This window comes from Salmonella sp. A29-2, assembly GCF_020150755.1.
GTDB classification, from domain to species: Bacteria; Pseudomonadota; Gammaproteobacteria; order Enterobacterales; family Enterobacteriaceae; genus Salmonella; species Salmonella enterica.
Window position 1 is genome coordinate 722623 of record NZ_CP083731.1, and the last position, 15694, is coordinate 738316.

The window sequence follows — 15694 nt, forward strand, 5'->3', positions numbered from 1 at the left end:
GCGTCATGGCAATGCGTCTTAACGAGAACCTGGATGACAACGGCGAAATGCATGAAATCAACGTGACGCCGTTTATCGATGTCATGTTGGTTCTGCTGATTATCTTTATGGTGGCTGCGCCGCTGGCGACGGTAGACGTCAAGGTGAATCTGCCCGCTTCTACCAGTACGCCACAGCCGCGTCCGGAAAAACCGGTTTATCTGTCGGTGAAAGCGGATAACACCATGTTTATCGGTAACGATCCGGTGACGGATGATACGATGATTGCCGAGCTAACGGCCCTGACGGAAGGGAAAAAGGATACTACGATTTTCTTCCGCGCGGATAAAACCGTAGAGTATGAAACCCTGATGAAAGTGATGGATATGCTGCATCAGGCGGGCTATCTCAAGATTGGTCTGGTTGGCGAAGAGACCGCGAAAGCGAAATAAGTATTCTGCTGATGCTGTAGGCCGGGTAAGGCGAAGTCGCCACCCGGCTTTTTTATTGCCTAAGATGGCGCCTTGCTTAACAGAAGTGCGCCATCGTAATCGACTTCATGCGTTAGCCTAAATGCTCCCCGCCGCACACGCCGTGCACTTCTGCGGTAACGTAACTGGATTCCTGGCTTGCCAGATAGACATACACCGGCGCCAGCTCTGCCGGTTGGCCGGCCCGCTTCATTGGCGTCTGCTGGCCAAACTGCGGAATTTTATCCTGGGTTTGACCGCCGGAAATTTGCAGCGCTGTCCAGATAGGGCCAGGCGCGACAATATTCACGCGAATTCCTTTTTCCGCCACCTGTTTCGCCAGGCCACGGCTGTAATTGAGGATTGCCGCCTTGGTTGCCGCATAATCCAGCAGGTGCGGACTGGGCTGATACGCCTGGATAGACGACGTCGTGATAATACTGGCGCCTTTTGGCAGCAGCGGAATCGCTTCCTGGGTTATCCAGAACAGAGCAAATACGTTAACGGCGAAGGTTTGCTGAAATTGCTCGCTGGTCAGATCTTTTATCTCCGGGATTGCCGTCTGTTTACCGGCCACCAGCGCCAGAATGTCCAGCCCGCCCAGCGCTTCACGCGCCTTATGGACCAGCGAACGGGCGAAAGATTCGTCGCTAAGATCGCCTGGCAATAACACCGCTTTACGGCCGCACTCCTCAATCAGCGCTTTAACCTGCTGGGCGTCCTCTTCTTCCGCTGGCAGATAGTTGATCGCGACATCGGCGCCTTCACGCGCGTAAGCGATAGCGGCAGCGCGCCCAATCCCGGAGTCGCCCCCTGTCACCAGCGCCTTACGATCTTTAAGGCGACCACTGCCGACATAACTTTTTTCACCACAGTCAGGAACAGGCGTCATTTTCGCCTGGACGCCGGGCGCCGGCTGTTTTTGCTTAGGATACTCGCCGGTGTAATACTGCGTGGTAGGGTCGTATAGATGAGACATTGAGCTTCTCCCTTCAGGTTGAACACCCTTTAAGCGTAGACACTTTTACTACCGTAAGAGGGAGAATCAGAACGATCCTTATGCTTCACCCGTATTCACAACAGAGTTAACTAGCCATGAAGGTTATTTTTCTTGCCGTGCGACGGTGGTGACGTTGCGCGTCCGGTAGTCGCCATCGGAAAGCTTACGCATCAGACGTAAGGTTGCCGTCTCGCGAGCCAGCAGATGCTGCCAGTCACTTTCAAGACGAGACATAATTTTGTCTCGTAATTCAGGATGCTGCTCGATAATGGCATTGATGGTCGCGCCATAAATCTCCTCTTTGACCTGTAACGCATACATCTCCCGTCGGTTTTGCCACTTCAGGCGCACTAACGCCGCCGGTATGGATACCACCTCCTGCGTTACCTTTTCCAGGGTGGCATTTTTACTGGCGATTAGCGCTGCAAGATTTTGCTTTAAGATAAATTCATCACTTTTATGGTTGTCTAAAGCCAAATAAACGTTATTGTCTTCAACTTCTTTCATCTTTATCTTCCAGTGAATAAAATAGCGGCATATCGGTTTCGCGAGTGATTAAATTAAGCCAAATGGCATTGCCTTTTTCATTTATCATTGCGGTTTTATCCGCCAGTATTTTACTTAGCGTTTGGGCATCAATATCGCCTTCTGCCTGTAGTGCGTTTATCAGGCGGGCAAACGTTTCAATTTTAGCCACACAATACAGACGTTCTTTAATATGACGGTCACGTTCTTCAAATAATACGTTTCTGTGTTGCCCGGCAGCGTTAGCGCTAATTAAAATATCGGGCTCGTAATCGCTGAGTTTTGTCTTTCCCTGAGGCAAATTTTTACTGTTTTCTGTGGCTTCAGGGGGCGGCGATGACAGGCGAAAATGAGAGGAAACCAGATGCTCAGGAAGCATGACTAAATATCCTTTACGATCAGTGGTATACTATTTTTAATAGTGTAGGTTTCGTTGACAATAACATGGCGTAATTTTAAAATCAAAAAAAATGGAGCCTGCTATGAACAGTATTTTTTATTCTGTTATTATATTGCTATTACTGACCGGCGCGATACTCTTCCTGATGTGGGAGGTTAATAAAAAACGTCCTGGTGGAAAAGTCGTAAATTTAAATCAAACTGAACCCATGACAAAGGAAGAGGGCGAAGATCATTTCTCAGTATTAATGAATTCGATAACGCCGGTATGGTACTGGCGCGTTAACCATGAATATATCGATTTCCTTCATGCAACGATAAAACGAATGACAATGACTGAGTTGAATGAAACGCCTGGATTATTTGACGCACAGCGTCGTTGCAGCGACCTTAACTCTGCCGTTTATAAGTATTACGACAATATTAAGAAGCGTTGTCTGAACGGAGAAAAGGTGCCGTATTCGGATTTGGACGTCCTTAATTTACGCCAGTGTTTTCGTGAGTTCAGTCTTGAAGCCTACCCGGCGTTGGTCGCGCTGGTATGGCCGGAATATCAGCGCCCACAGGTTAAACCGGATGAGATTTAGAGCCTATCCCATTAGGGCTATTTTACTTGCCATTTTGGACCTGGGCAGTGCTCGCCAAAACGCGTTAGCGTTTTGAAAGCCGCTTGCGGCGGCCCGAAGGGCGAGCGTAGCGAGTCAAACCTCACGTACTACGTGTACGCTCCGGTTTTTGCGCGCTGTCCGTGTCCAAACTGGCTGCGCCAATAACGCCTGGTGGGATAGGCTCTTAACTGCATGTTGATCTGATGTTGCATGGTTGAGATATACTGTTGCTGATTTTAGTTACCTGACAGGTCCCTATGGAACGCTTTCTTGAAAATGTAATGTATGCGTCTCGCTGGCTGCTCGCGCCGGTGTATTTTGGCCTCTCTTTGGCGCTGATCGCTTTAGCGCTAAAATTTTTCCAAGAAATTCTACACGTTCTGCCGAACGTTTTTGCCCTGGCGGAAGCCGATCTGATCCTGGTGCTGTTATCGCTGGTTGATATGACGCTGGTTGGCGGATTGCTGGTAATGGTCATGTTCTCCGGGTATGAAAACTTTGTCTCTCAGCTGGATATCTCTGCGGGCAAGGAGAAGCTGAACTGGCTGGGGAAAATGGATGCGACGTCGCTAAAAAATAAGGTGGCGGCATCGATAGTCGCTATCTCTTCCATTCACCTGTTACGCGTGTTTATGGACGCGAAAAACGTCCCGGATAACAAATTAATGTGGTATGTCATCATCCATCTGACCTTTGTCCTGTCGGCGTTCGTGATGGGCTATCTGGACAGATTGACGCGGCATAACCATTGAGCCGCCGTCAACGGCGGGGCAGTCGGGCAAAGGACGCTGAGCCCGGCTGTAAAACAGCGCTTCTTTAACGGCGGATAACCGTCTCCCTGCAGCCTTACGCAATATTTTTACTACATCTATTCATTTACTCAGTAATAAGACTAAAAGATTTTCTCTGCGTTCACAGATATATAACATCTGCGGGTACGTGAACGGCGATAACTGTAAAAAAATGGAGAATGCATTATATATTCTCCGCGCCTTGCCGATAACGAGAGTGCGTCATCGTCTGATGACTAATCTCTTATATTCAGCAAGGAAATTCATATGCGTTTGCTGCAAAACTTTACTATTCGTATGGTCATGCTGACGATACTGGGACTTTTTTGTCTACTCTGGTCGGGGGTGGGGTTATACAGCGTCCATGCTTTATCCGAAGTTTCGGAAGGAAATGATATTGACCGGCATCTTGTGCGGCAAATGACGGTGCTAAGCCAGGGTAACGATCAATATTTCCGCTTTGTTACCCGCCTTAGCCGCGCGATGGATGTAAAAATCGGCGGCGGCACGCCCGATTTTGCGCCCGCCCGGCAGTCGCTCGAGAATATGCGTCAGAAGCTGGAGGAGATGAAAGCGCTATCGCCAGGGCCGATGAACCCTGATATCTCAAGGGAGGTGTTGTCCAACTGGCAGGCCTTGCTGGAGAAAGGCGTCGTTCCTCAAATGCAACTGGCGCAGCAAGGATCGCTGACCGCCTGGAGCGAACATGCCAGTACGGTCACGCCCGCACTCAGTCGCGCGTTCGGCGCCAGCGCGGAACGGTTTAGTCATGAAGCTGGCGCCATGCTGGATAACACACGTGTGATGGTCGATGGTAAAACCTATACCATCCGCATCCTGCTTATCACGGCGGTGATTCTGGGCATTGCTATCCTGATTTTTACCGATCGCTATCTGGTTGCAATGATGGTGAAACCGCTGGAGCGCATCCGTCAGCAATTTCAGCGCATCGCGCAAGGCGATCTTAGCCAGCCGATTGAAGCGTTGGGGCGTAACTGCGTAGGCCGGTTGGTGCCGCTACTGCGCGCGATGCAGGACAGTTTACGCGAAGCCGTGAGTACGATCCGCGCCGGAAGCGACAATATCTGGCGCGGCGCGACGGAAATTTCTACCGGTAATAACGATCTCTCTTCCCGAACGGAAGAACAGGCCGCCGCGCTGGAAGAAACTGCCGCCAGCATGGAACAGCTTACCGCAACGGTGAAAATGAACGCCGAACACGCCCGCCAGGCGAGTCAGCTTGCGGATGCCGCCTCGCTAACGGCAGGAAAAGGCGGTGAACTGGTTTCCGATGTGGTAGAAACAATGAACGGTATTTCCGCCAGTTCGCAGCAGATCGCCGAAATTACTACCGTGATTAATAGTATTGCTTTCCAGACCAATATTCTGGCCTTGAACGCAGCGGTAGAAGCGGCCAGAGCGGGCGAGCAGGGACGCGGCTTCGCGGTGGTCGCCGGTGAGGTACGTAACCTGGCCAGCCGCAGCGCGGGGGCGGCGAAAGAAATTGAAGCCTTAATTGGCGAATCGGTACGTCGCGTAGCGCAGGGCGCGCAGTTGGTCCAGGAGACCGGCGCGACGATGGACGCCATCCTGCGCGGCGTCACGGAAGTGACGACGATTATGAAACAGATCGCGTCCGCCTCCGAAGAACAGAGTAAAGGTATTTCTCAGGTTGGCGTGGCGATTACGCAAATGGATAGCGTTACGCAACAAAACGCCGCGCTGGTTGAGCAGGTTTCCGCGGCGGCGGCGGCGCTGGAACGGCAGACGGAGGATTTGCAACGCTCCGTACAGCAGTTCCGGCTTTCCGCTAGTGAGCCGCAACAACGCGTAACGGCGAAAGCGGCGCCTGGCGTTCAGAGAATGGCGTCGACTCCCGCACAGTCTACTGATGAATGGGTTGCCTTCTGATGTGAAGCAAAAAAGCGCGTAATGCGCTGGCCTTCATTTAATTAGTCGCTATATAATTTATTATATAGCGACTAAGGAGGTCAGATGAATAATCATTTTGGGAAAGGGTTAATGGCCGGGTTGCACGCGCCATATGCATATAGCGCGCATCATGCGGTGAATTTCTGTTCTGAGTATAAACGTGGCTTTGTATTGGGTTTTACACACCGTATGTTCGAAAAGACCGGCGATCGTCAACTTAGCGCGTGGGAGGCTGGAATTCTGACGCGTCGCTATGGTCTGGATAAAGAAATGGTGATGGATTTCTTTAAAGAGAATCATTCCGGGATGGCGGTTCGCTTCTTTATGGCCGGTTATCGACTCGAAGGTTGATCCAACAGGGGTATTATCTTGCTTTAATTAATTACACTATCGCCTCTTCCCTTCGTTTTACTGTTCCGTCGAAGTATTATGGCGCACATAACCATAAAAAAAGTGTGGTAAATGGCGTACCGATCGCAATAACTTCTTCGCGAACAGTGCAAAATAAAAGCCAGGTCTTCGTAACGGAATAACTATAAAATGACTGGAGATAATACTCTCATCACTTCTCACGGCATTAACCGTCGTGATTTCATGAAGCTTTGTGCAGCACTGGCCGCTACTATGGGGCTCAGTAGCAAAGCCGCCGCAGAAATGGCAGAATCGGTATCCAATCCACAGCGTCCGCCCGTTATCTGGATTGGCGCTCAGGAGTGTACCGGTTGTACCGAATCACTGCTTCGTGCTACACACCCAACCGTTGAAAACCTCGTTCTGGAGACTATCTCTCTGGAATACCACGAGGTACTTTCCGCCGCATTCGGTCACCAGGTCGAAGAAAACAAACATAACGCTCTGGAGAAGTATAAAGGGCAATATGTTCTGGTGGTGGATGGTTCTATCCCACTAAAAGATAACGGTATCTACTGCATGGTTGCCGGCGAGCCGATCGTGGATCACATCCGCAAAGCCGCTGACGGCGCAGCCGCGATTATCGCTATCGGTTCCTGCTCGGCATGGGGCGGCGTTGCTGCGGCTGGCGTAAACCCAACCGGCGCTGTCAGTCTGCAGGAAGTCTTACCGGGCAAAACGGTTATCAATATTCCAGGTTGTCCGCCAAACCCGCATAACTTCCTGGCGACCGTCGCGCATATCATCACTTACGGCACGCCGCCGAAGCTGGATGCGAAAAATCGTCCAACCTTTGCCTATGGCCGTCTGATTCATGAGCATTGCGAACGTCGTCCACACTTCGACGCAGGCCGTTTTGCCAAAGAATTTGGCGACGAAGGCCACCGTCAGGGCTGGTGTCTCTACCATCTTGGCTGTAAAGGGCCGGAAACCTGGGGCAACTGTTCTACGTTACAGTTCTGTGACGTTGGCGGCGTCTGGCCAGTGGCGATCGGCCATCCTTGCTATGGCTGTAACGAAGAAGGTATCGGCTTCCATAAGGGCATTCACCAGCTTGCTCATGTCGAAAACCAAACTCCGCGTTCAGAGAAACCTGACGTCAATATGAAAGAAGGCGGCAATATCTCTGCGGGCGCTGTCGGTCTGCTTGGCGGCGTAGTCGGTCTGGTTGCCGGCGTCAGCGTGATGGCGGTACGTGAACTGGGGCGTCAGCAAAAGAAAGATAACGCTGACTCACGGGGAGAATAACCGTGAACAGACGTGACTTTATTAAAGCAGCCTCCGGTGGAGCATTGCTGTTGGGCGCCGCGCCGTCTGTCAGCCATGCGGCTGCAGAAAACCGTCCGCCAATTCCAGGTTCGCTGGGCATGCTGTATGACTCCACTCTGTGCGTGGGCTGTCAGGCCTGCGTCACAAAGTGTCAGGATATCAACTTCCCGGCGCGTAACCCGGAAGGGGAGCAGACCTGGTCGAACAACGACAAGCTGTCGCCGTATACCAATAACATTATTCAGGTATGGCGTAGCGGTACGGGCGTGAACAAAGATCAGGAAGAGAACGGCTATGCCTACATCAAGAAACAGTGTATGCACTGCGTCGATCCTAACTGCGTTTCCGTTTGCCCGGTGTCGGCGCTGAAAAAAGATCCGAAAACCGGCATCGTCCACTATGACAAAGATGTCTGCACCGGCTGCCGTTACTGTATGGTTGCCTGCCCGTACAACGTACCTAAGTACGACTACAACAACCCGTTTGGCGCGCTTCACAAGTGTGAGTTGTGTAACCAGAAAGGCGTTGAGCGTCTGGATAAAGGCGGTTTGCCTGGGTGTGTGGAAGTTTGTCCGGCAGGGGCCGTCATTTTCGGTACTCGTGAAGAGCTGATGGCGGAAGCGAAAAAACGTCTGGCCCTCAAACCAGGCAGTGAATATCACTATCCGCGCCAGACGTTGAAAACGGACGACACCTATCTGCACACGGTGCCTAAATACTACCCACACCTCTACGGTGAAAAAGAGGGCGGTGGTACTCAGGTGCTGGTGCTGACAGGCGTTCCTTATGAAGATCTGGATCTGCCGAAGCTGGATGACCTTTCAACCGGAGCGCGCTCCGAGCATGTTCAACACACGCTTTATAAAGGCATGATACTACCCCTGGCTGCGCTGGCGGGCTTAACCGTGCTGGTTCGTCGTAATAGCAAAAACGACCATCACGATGGAGGAGACGATCATGAGTCATGATCCAAAACCGCTGGGCGGAAAAATCATCAGTAAACCGGTCATTATTTTTGGACCGTTAATCGTCCTGTGTATGCTCCTTATCGTGAAGCGTCTGGTCTTCGGGTTGGGCTCCGTTTCCGACCTGAACGGCGGTTTCCCGTGGGGCGTCTGGATTGCCTTTGACCTGTTGATCGGCACCGGCTTTGCCTGCGGCGGTTGGGCGTTGGCATGGGCGGTGTATGTCTTTAACCGTGGGCAATACCATCCGTTGGTGCGCCCGGCGTTGCTGGCAAGCTTGTTTGGTTACTCGCTGGGCGGCCTGTCGATCACTATCGACGTCGGTCGTTACTGGAACCTGCCGTACTTCTACATTCCAGGTCACTTCAACGTGAACTCGGTACTGTTTGAGACGGCGGTCTGTATGACCATCTACATCGGCGTGATGGCGCTGGAGTTTGCGCCTGCCCTGTTTGAACGTCTGGGCTGGAAAGTGTCGCTCAAACGTCTGAATAAGGTGATGTTCTTTATTATCGCGCTGGGCGCGCTGCTGCCGACGATGCACCAGTCCTCAATGGGGTCATTGATGATCTCGGCGGGCTATAAAGTACATCCGCTATGGCAAAGCTATGAAATGCTGCCGCTGTTCTCGGTTCTGACCGCGTTTATCATGGGCTTCTCCATTGTCATATTTGAGGGTTCGCTGGTTCAGGCAGGCCTGAAAGGAAACGGTCCGGATGAGAAAAATTTGTTTGTTAAGCTGACGAATACCATCAGCGTGCTGCTGGCGATTTTCGTCGTCCTGCGCTTTGGCGAACTGATTTATCGCGACAAGCTGTCCTATGCGTTTGCCGGCGATTTTTACTCCGCTATGTTCTGGATTGAAGTCGTCCTGATGGTCTTCCCGTTAGTGGTGCTGCGTGTGGCGAAACTGCGTAATGACTCTCGTATGCTGTACCTGTCGGCGCTGAGCGCGCTGTTGGGCTGCGCGACGTGGCGTCTGACCTATTCGCTGGTGGCATTCAACCCGGGTGGCGGCTACCACTACTTCCCAACCTGGGAAGAATTGTTGATTTCTATTGGTTTTGTGGCTATTGAGATTTGTGCATACATCGTACTCATTCGTCTACTGCCGATACTTCCTCCTTTAAAACAAAACGATCATAATCGTCATGAGGCGAGCAAAGCATGAGCCAGAGAATTACTATTGATCCGGTAACCCGTATTGAGGGTCATTTACGCATTGACTGCGAAATTGAGAACGGCGTCGTATCCAAAGCATGGGCGTCCGGCACCATGTGGCGCGGTATGGAAGAGATCGTGAAGAACCGCGATCCGCGCGATGCGTGGATGATTGTGCAGCGTATTTGCGGCGTTTGTACGACAACTCACGCGATCTCCTCCGTTCGTGCGGCAGAAAGCGCGCTGAATATTGATGTTCCCGTCAACGCGCAGTATATCCGTAATATTATTCTGGCGGCGCATACTACCCATGACCATATTGTCCATTTCTACCAGCTCTCTGCGCTGGACTGGGTGGACATTACCTCTGCGCTGAAAGCCGATCCGGAAAAAGCCTCCGCGATGCTGGATGGCGTGTCGAGTTGGCACCTGAACAGCGCGCAAGAGTTCACGAAAGTTCAGAACAAGATCAAGGATCTTGTCGCCAGCGGTCAGTTAGGTATTTTCGCCAACGGCTACTGGGGGCACCCGGCAATGCAGTTACCGCCGGAGGTCAACCTGATTGCGGTCGCTCACTATCTGCAGGCGCTGGAATGTCAGCGTGACGCTAACCGCGTGGTGGCGTTGCTGGGCGGTAAATCGCCGCATATCCAGAACCTGGCGGTCGGTGGGGTGGCGAACCCGATCAATCTCGACAGCATCGGTACGTTGAACCTTGAACGCCTGATGTACATCAAATCGTTTATCGATAAGCTGAGCGATTTTGTCGAGCAGGTGTATAAAGTGGATACCGCAGTCATCGCGGCCTACTATCCGGAATGGCTGGAGCGCGGCAAAGGCGCGGTGAACTACCTGAGCGCGCCGGAATTCCCGACCGACGGTAAAAACGGCAGTTTCCTGTTCCCGGGCGGTTACATTACCAATGCCGATCTGTCGACATACCGTCCGATCACCTCTCACTCCGACGAATTCCTGATTAAAGGTATTCAGGAGAGCGCGAAGCACGCCTGGTACAAAGATGAAGCGCCGCAGGCGCCGTGGGAAGGCACTACGATCCCGGCTTACGACGGTTGGTCGGATGACGGTAAATACTCATGGGTCAAGTCGCCGACATTCTACGGCAAAACCGTCGAAGTCGGGCCGCTGGCGAACATGCTGTGTAAACTGGCTGCAGGTCGTGAATCCACCCAGACCAAGCTCAATGAAATCATTGCGCTTTATCAGAAGCTGACCGGCAAAACGCTGGAAATGGCGCAACTTCACTCTACGCTGGGTCGTATCATCGGGCGTACCGTTCACTGTTGTGAACTGCAAAACATATTGCAGGATCAATACAACGCGCTGATTGTAAATATCGGCAAAGGCGATTACACCACGTTTGTGAAGCCGAACATTCCGGCGACGGGCGAGTTCAAGGGCGTGGGCTTCCTGGAGGCGCCGCGCGGTATGCTGTCTCACTGGATGGTGATTAAAGACGGTATTATCAGTAACTATCAGGCAGTGGTGCCATCGACCTGGAACTCAGGTCCTCGTAACTTCAACGATGACGTGGGGCCGTACGAACAGTCGCTGGTCGGTACGCCGATCGCCGATCCGGCGAAGCCGCTGGAAGTGGTACGTACCATCCACTCCTTCGACCCTTGCATGGCGTGCGCGGTACACGTGGTGGACGCCGATGGCAATGAAGTGGTCTCGGTGAAGGTTTTGTAATGCGGATATTAGTCTTAGGGGTCGGCAATATTTTGCTGACCGATGAAGCCATCGGGGTGCGTATTGTTGAAGCGTTAGAGCAACGATACACCCTGCCGGATTTCGTTGAGATTCTGGATGGCGGTACGGCGGGAATGGAACTTCTTGGCGATATGGCGAATCGGGATCATTTGATCATTGCCGACGCCATCGTGTCGAAAAAGAACGCGCCGGGAACCATTATGGTACTGCGCGACGATGAAGTTCCGGCGTTGTTCACCAACAAAATCTCCCCCCATCAGCTTGGACTGGCCGACGTATTGTCGGCCCTCCGTTTTACCGGCGAGTTTCCGAAGAAACTGACCCTGGTCGGCGTTATTCCACAGTCGCTGGAACCGCACATCGGCTTAACGCCAACCGTCGAAGCGATGATTGAACCTGCGCTTGAGCAGGTTCTTGCTGCGCTGCGTGAATCCGGCGTCGAAGCAATTCCTAAGGAGACGGCGCATGTCTGAAACGTTTTCCGGATTCGACACGGCGCCCGTCGCCCGGGTTCAGGCGGCATTTGAAGAGATAGCCCATCGTTCGATGCACGATCTTTCGTTTCTGCATCCGACTATGCCTGTGCATGTCTCTGATTTTACGTTGTTTGAAGGACAATGGACGGGCACGGTAATTACGCCGTGGATGTTAAGCGCATTAATCTTCCCTGGCCCGGACCAGATCTGGCCCGGGCGTACCGTCGGTGAAAAACTCGGTCTGCAACTGCCTTATGGCACGATGACCTTTACCGTTGGCGAACTGGAAGGCGTTTCGCAATATCTTGCCTGCTCGTTGATGTCGCCGCTTTCCCGTAGCCTGTCGCCGGAAGAGGGCGTCCGGCTGGCGGATGACTGCGCGCGGATGCTGTTATCCCTGCCGGTAAGCAATCCTGATGCGCCGCAGACAAGTCGACGTGCGTTGCTGTTTGGCCGTCGGAGCTGTGAGAATGCATGAGCTGTCTCTTTGCCAAAGCGCCGTTGAAATTATTCAGCAGCAGGCAGAACAGCACGGCGTGGCGCGCGTCACCGGCGTATGGCTGGAGATAGGCGCGCTTTCGTGCGTTGAAGAGCGCGCGGTTCGTTTCAGCTTTGACATCGCCTGCCAGGGAACTTTAGCGCAAGGGTGCGAATTGCACATCGACTACAGACCGGCCCAGGCCTGGTGCTGGGATTGCAGTCAGGTGGTGGAAATTCTCAGGCATGACGCGCAATGTCCGCATTGTCATGGCGATCGCCTGCGGGTGGATACCGGCGATTCGTTGAAAGTAAAAAGTATTGAGGTCGAATAACCCGCATTTTATTTCAGGTGGTTAATTATGTGTATTGGCGTCCCCGGTCAGGTGCTGGCCGTCGGAGATGATATTCACCAGCTTGCGCAGGTGGAAGTGTGTGGCATCAAACGTGATGTCAATATTGCTCTGATTTGTGAAGGTAAGCCAGCCGATCTGATAGGGCAATGGGTATTGGTACACGTTGGTTTTGCGATGAGCATCATTGACGAAGACGAAGCGAAAGCCACGTTAGATGCGCTGCGCCGCATGGAGTACGACATCACCAGCGCGTGATCCCTTAATCACCTCTATTATATCGCTCTATAATCGTTGTATAATTATTTATATATCGATTATGGGGCGAAACCTATGAATAAATTTTTGCGCCAGCTCTCTCTGCTGGCGTTGCTTTTTTGCTGGCCGTTAATGTCACAGGCGGCGCGTACTTTTACCGATCAACTTGGCCGCCAGGTCACGGTTCCCGATACCGTCGACAGAGTGGTGGTGCTCCAGCATCAAACGCTCAATCTCCTTGTACAGATGAATGCCACTGACAAAATCGTTGGGGTCATGGCGAACTGGAAACAGCAATTAGGCGACGGCTATGCGCGTCTGGCGCCGGAACTGGCGCAAAAAGCCTCGCTGGGCGATCTAACGCACGTTGATCCTGAAAAACTGGTGGCGCTGCGCCCGCAGGTGGTGTTTGTCACGAATTACGCTCCGCAGGAGATGATCGACAAGATCAGCCGTCTTGGCATTCCGGTGGTGGCGATTTCGCTGCGCCATGATGTTGCTGGCGAGCAGGCTAAAATGAACCCGACCCTGGCCGATGAAGAGCAGGCTTATAATCGCGGGCTGCGTGAAGGAATAACGCTGATTGGCGATATCGTCAATAAACCGCAGGAGGCGAAAGCGCTGATTGAGGCGATGGATAAAGGTCGCAAGATGGTCAGCGACCGTTTGCAGTCGGTTCCTGAAAATGAGCGGGTTCGCGCCTATATGGCGAATCCGGAGTTGACCACCTACGGTTCCGGTAAATATACCGGTCTGATGATGGCCCATGCGGGGGCGCTGAATGTAGCGGCATCCTCGGTGAAAGGCTTTAAGCAGGTGACAATGGAGCAGGTGATCGCCTGGGATCCACAGGTGATCTTTGTCCAGAATCGCTATCCAAAGGTCGTCAATGAGATCCTGCACAATCCCCAGTGGCAGGTCATTGACGCGGTGAAGCATCATCGGGTTTACCTGATGCCGGATTATGCCAAAGCCTGGGGATATCCGATGCCGGAGGCGGTGGGAATCGGCGAACTGTGGATGGCGAAAAAACTCTATCCGGAAAAATTCCACGATATTGACATGCAAAAGGCCGCTAACGACTGGTATCAACGTTTTTACCGTACTGACTATCAGGGCGTACAGTGATGCGAATACTGGCAGCGGGGAGCTTGCGCGTCGTCTGGCCGCAACTAATGGCGGCGTTTCAGGCGGATGCGGTATGTGATTTCGGTCCGGCGGGGCTGTTACGTGAACGCATCGAAGCGGGCGAAGCATGCGACTTTTTTGCTTCGGCGAACCTGGCGCATCCGCAGGCGCTGCTGGAAAGCGGGCGGGCACTGCGGGTCGCGCCTTTTACGACGAACCGTTTGTGTCTGAGCGTGCGGGCGCAGGCGATGCGTGAAGGCGAGGACTGGCTGTCGCTATTAACCCGGCGGGATCTGCGGATCGGCACCTCAACAGCAGGTTGCGATCCTTCCGGCGATTATACGCAGCAGCTTTTTTCGCGGATGGGCAAGGAGGGCGAAGCGATCCGAAAACGCGCGGTAGCGCTGGTTGGCGGCAGACAGACTTTGCCGTTACCGGCGGGCCGGCTGGCGGCGGAATGGCTCATCAATCATGATTACACCGATATCTTTATCGGCTATGCCAGCTATGCTCCCAGGCTACGGCAGGTTAATTCGCTGCGAGTGGTTGATATCCCGGAACCTTATAATCCCGTGGCTGAATATGGCTTTGCCTGCCTGAGCGAGCAGGGAAAAACGCTTGCCGACTTTTTACTGTCAGCACGGGCGAGGTTGATTCTCATGCAACATGGGTTTAGTGAAGCGCCGAATATGACACACTCGCAGAACTGATAAGCGAATCGTCAGCAGGGAATACCATGCCGGATGACGACATTACTACCTCATCCGGCATTATGGTTTAACTTTGACGTTTATCTTCGGTATGGTTTTCGAAGTCGCTGGCGTCATGGCGTTCGTGAAGCTGTTCGTTCAATGGGCCGTTGGTCCGGTTGACAATGCGCCCCCGCTTTACCGCCGGACGTTCGGCTACCTGTTTCGCCCAGCGTTGTACGTTTTGATAACTTCCGGCATCCAGAAACTCCGCTGCATCATAGACATTCCCCAGCACCACGTTGCCGAACCACGGCCAGATGGCCATATCGGCAATAGTGTACTCTTCTCCCGCGACATACGGGTGGTGAGCTAACTGCTTATCCAGCACGTCCAGCAGACGCTTGGCTTCCATGGTGAAGCGATTAATGGCGTACTCAATTTTTACCGGCGCATAATGATAGAAATGACCGAAACCGCCACCGAGGAACGGCGCCGCGCCCTGTAGCCAGAACAACCAGTTAAGGGTTTCTGTGCGCTTAGCCAGATCCTGCGGCAGGAAATGGCCAAACTTATCCGCCAGATAAACAAGAATTGCGCCCGACTCAAAAACTCGAATCGGCGGGTTGTGTGAGTTATCGCGCAGCGCCGGAATTTTTGAGTTCGGATTGATGTCAACAAAGCCGCTGGAGAACTGATCGCCCTCGCCGATGCGAATCAACCAGGCGTCATATTCGGCGCCGGTCACGCCCAGCGCCAGGAGCTCTTCCAGCATAATGGTCACTTTTTGGCCGTTAGGCGTCCCCAGCGAATAAAGCTGTAACGGATGTTTGCCGACGGGCAGCGTTTTGTCGTGCGTCGGGCCGGAAACCGGACGATTAATGTTAGCGAACGCGCCGCCGCCGGATTTATCCCACGTCCAGACTTTTGCGGGTTGATAAGTATTATCTGCCATATTGACCTGCCTTCACAGTGGTGGTGTTGAAGCAGTGTAGCAGCTTGCTAGTCGGACATTTAACCGATTGGGACATTCCGGCGAGTGAAATTTTAACCTTCTGGACTCAGTGTGCCT

Annotated in this window: 19 protein-coding genes; 15 read left to right on the forward strand and 4 right to left on the reverse strand. The window is 52.8% G+C overall.

Annotated features, from left to right (window positions below):
* Window positions 1-5: 5 nt before the first annotated feature.
* Window positions 6-431 (forward strand): TonB system transport protein ExbD, encoded by a 426-nt coding sequence (gene exbD / locus K8W53_RS03515; RefSeq protein ID WP_001251476.1) that lies wholly within the window; start codon window positions 6-8, stop codon window positions 429-431.
* 112 nt (window positions 432-543) lie between these two features.
* Here exbD and K8W53_RS03520 read toward each other — a convergent pair whose 3' ends face one another.
* From K8W53_RS03520 to K8W53_RS03530, 3 genes are all read right to left on the reverse strand, one after another.
* On the reverse strand, window positions 544-1428 hold the full coding sequence (locus K8W53_RS03520; protein WP_000019032.1) for an SDR family oxidoreductase: 885 nt from the start codon (window positions 1426-1428) through the stop codon (window positions 544-546).
* A 123-nt stretch (window positions 1429-1551) separates the two neighbouring features.
* Window positions 1552-1956, reverse strand: coding sequence for a hypothetical protein (locus tag K8W53_RS03525; RefSeq protein ID WP_000665656.1), 405 nt, complete (start codon window positions 1954-1956; stop codon window positions 1552-1554).
* On the reverse strand, window positions 1943-2353 hold the full coding sequence (locus tag K8W53_RS03530) for a hypothetical protein (RefSeq protein ID WP_001524105.1): 411 nt from the start codon (window positions 2351-2353) through the stop codon (window positions 1943-1945). Before K8W53_RS03530 ends, K8W53_RS03525 begins: the two co-directional genes overlap by 14 nt.
* Before the next feature lie 103 nt (window positions 2354-2456).
* Here K8W53_RS03530 and K8W53_RS03535 point away from each other — a divergent pair, with 103 nt between their 5' ends.
* The 14 genes from K8W53_RS03535 (at window position 2457) to K8W53_RS03600 (ending at window position 14643) form a co-directional block, all read left to right on the forward strand.
* On the forward strand, window positions 2457-2960 hold the full coding sequence (locus tag K8W53_RS03535; RefSeq protein WP_001534190.1) for an ESA_00282 family adhesion-associated protein: 504 nt from the start codon (window positions 2457-2459) through the stop codon (window positions 2958-2960).
* A gap of 278 nt (window positions 2961-3238) precedes the next feature.
* A complete protein-coding gene (locus K8W53_RS03540; RefSeq protein ID WP_000439335.1) occupies window positions 3239-3733 on the forward strand; it encodes a TIGR00645 family protein in 495 nt (164 codons plus the stop codon).
* A gap of 306 nt (window positions 3734-4039) precedes the next feature.
* Window positions 4040-5683 (forward strand): methyl-accepting chemotaxis protein, encoded by a 1644-nt coding sequence (locus K8W53_RS03545; RefSeq protein WP_021000782.1) that lies wholly within the window; start codon window positions 4040-4042, stop codon window positions 5681-5683.
* 84 nt (window positions 5684-5767) lie between these two features.
* Window positions 5768-6055 carry a DUF2623 family protein gene (locus K8W53_RS03550; RefSeq protein ID WP_001059119.1) on the forward strand — a complete coding sequence of 96 codons (288 nt, stop codon included), beginning with the start codon at window positions 5768-5770 and terminating at the stop codon, window positions 6053-6055.
* 189 nt (window positions 6056-6244) lie between these two features.
* Window positions 6245-7363, forward strand: a complete 1119-nt coding sequence (hybO, locus tag K8W53_RS03555; protein ID WP_000145429.1) for a hydrogenase 2 small subunit — start codon at window positions 6245-6247, stop codon at window positions 7361-7363.
* Window positions 7364-7365: 2 nt separating this feature from the next.
* Entirely contained in the window at window positions 7366-8352 is a 987-nt protein-coding gene (gene hybA, locus K8W53_RS03560; RefSeq protein WP_001081721.1) for a hydrogenase 2 operon protein HybA, read from the forward strand.
* A complete protein-coding gene (gene hybB, locus K8W53_RS03565) occupies window positions 8342-9520 on the forward strand; it encodes a Ni/Fe-hydrogenase cytochrome b subunit (RefSeq protein ID WP_000017678.1) in 1179 nt (392 codons plus the stop codon). The genes hybA and hybB overlap by 11 nt, the downstream gene beginning before the upstream one ends.
* Complete coding sequence (gene hybC, locus K8W53_RS03570) at window positions 9517-11220, forward strand: hydrogenase 2 large subunit (RefSeq protein WP_000083044.1); 1704 nt, start codon at window positions 9517-9519, stop codon at window positions 11218-11220. Before hybB ends, hybC begins: the two co-directional genes overlap by 4 nt.
* Window positions 11220-11714 (forward strand): HyaD/HybD family hydrogenase maturation endopeptidase, encoded by a 495-nt coding sequence (locus K8W53_RS03575; RefSeq protein ID WP_001221960.1) that lies wholly within the window; start codon window positions 11220-11222, stop codon window positions 11712-11714. Before hybC ends, K8W53_RS03575 begins: the two co-directional genes overlap by 1 nt.
* Window positions 11707-12195, forward strand: coding sequence for a hydrogenase-2 assembly chaperone (hybE, locus tag K8W53_RS03580; RefSeq protein ID WP_000004951.1), 489 nt, complete (start codon window positions 11707-11709; stop codon window positions 12193-12195). Before K8W53_RS03575 ends, hybE begins: the two co-directional genes overlap by 8 nt.
* On the forward strand, window positions 12188-12529 hold the full coding sequence (gene hypA, locus K8W53_RS03585) for a hydrogenase maturation nickel metallochaperone HypA (RefSeq protein ID WP_000544945.1): 342 nt from the start codon (window positions 12188-12190) through the stop codon (window positions 12527-12529). The genes hybE and hypA overlap by 8 nt, the downstream gene beginning before the upstream one ends.
* Window positions 12530-12556: 27 nt before the next feature.
* Window positions 12557-12805, forward strand: coding sequence for a hydrogenase maturation factor HybG (hybG, locus tag K8W53_RS03590; RefSeq protein ID WP_000334887.1), 249 nt, complete (start codon window positions 12557-12559; stop codon window positions 12803-12805).
* A 75-nt stretch (window positions 12806-12880) separates the two neighbouring features.
* Window positions 12881-13933: an ABC transporter substrate-binding protein gene (locus K8W53_RS03595; RefSeq protein WP_001032017.1), complete on the forward strand. Its 1053-nt coding sequence runs from the start codon at window positions 12881-12883 to the stop codon at window positions 13931-13933.
* Window positions 13933-14643, forward strand: coding sequence for a molybdate ABC transporter substrate-binding protein (locus tag K8W53_RS03600; protein WP_023223864.1), 711 nt, complete (start codon window positions 13933-13935; stop codon window positions 14641-14643). Before K8W53_RS03595 ends, K8W53_RS03600 begins: the two co-directional genes overlap by 1 nt.
* A gap of 67 nt (window positions 14644-14710) precedes the next feature.
* Here K8W53_RS03600 and yghU read toward each other — a convergent pair whose 3' ends face one another.
* On the reverse strand, window positions 14711-15577 hold the full coding sequence (gene yghU, locus K8W53_RS03605; RefSeq protein ID WP_000774852.1) for a glutathione-dependent disulfide-bond oxidoreductase: 867 nt from the start codon (window positions 15575-15577) through the stop codon (window positions 14711-14713).
* Window positions 15578-15694: the final 117 nt, after the last annotated feature.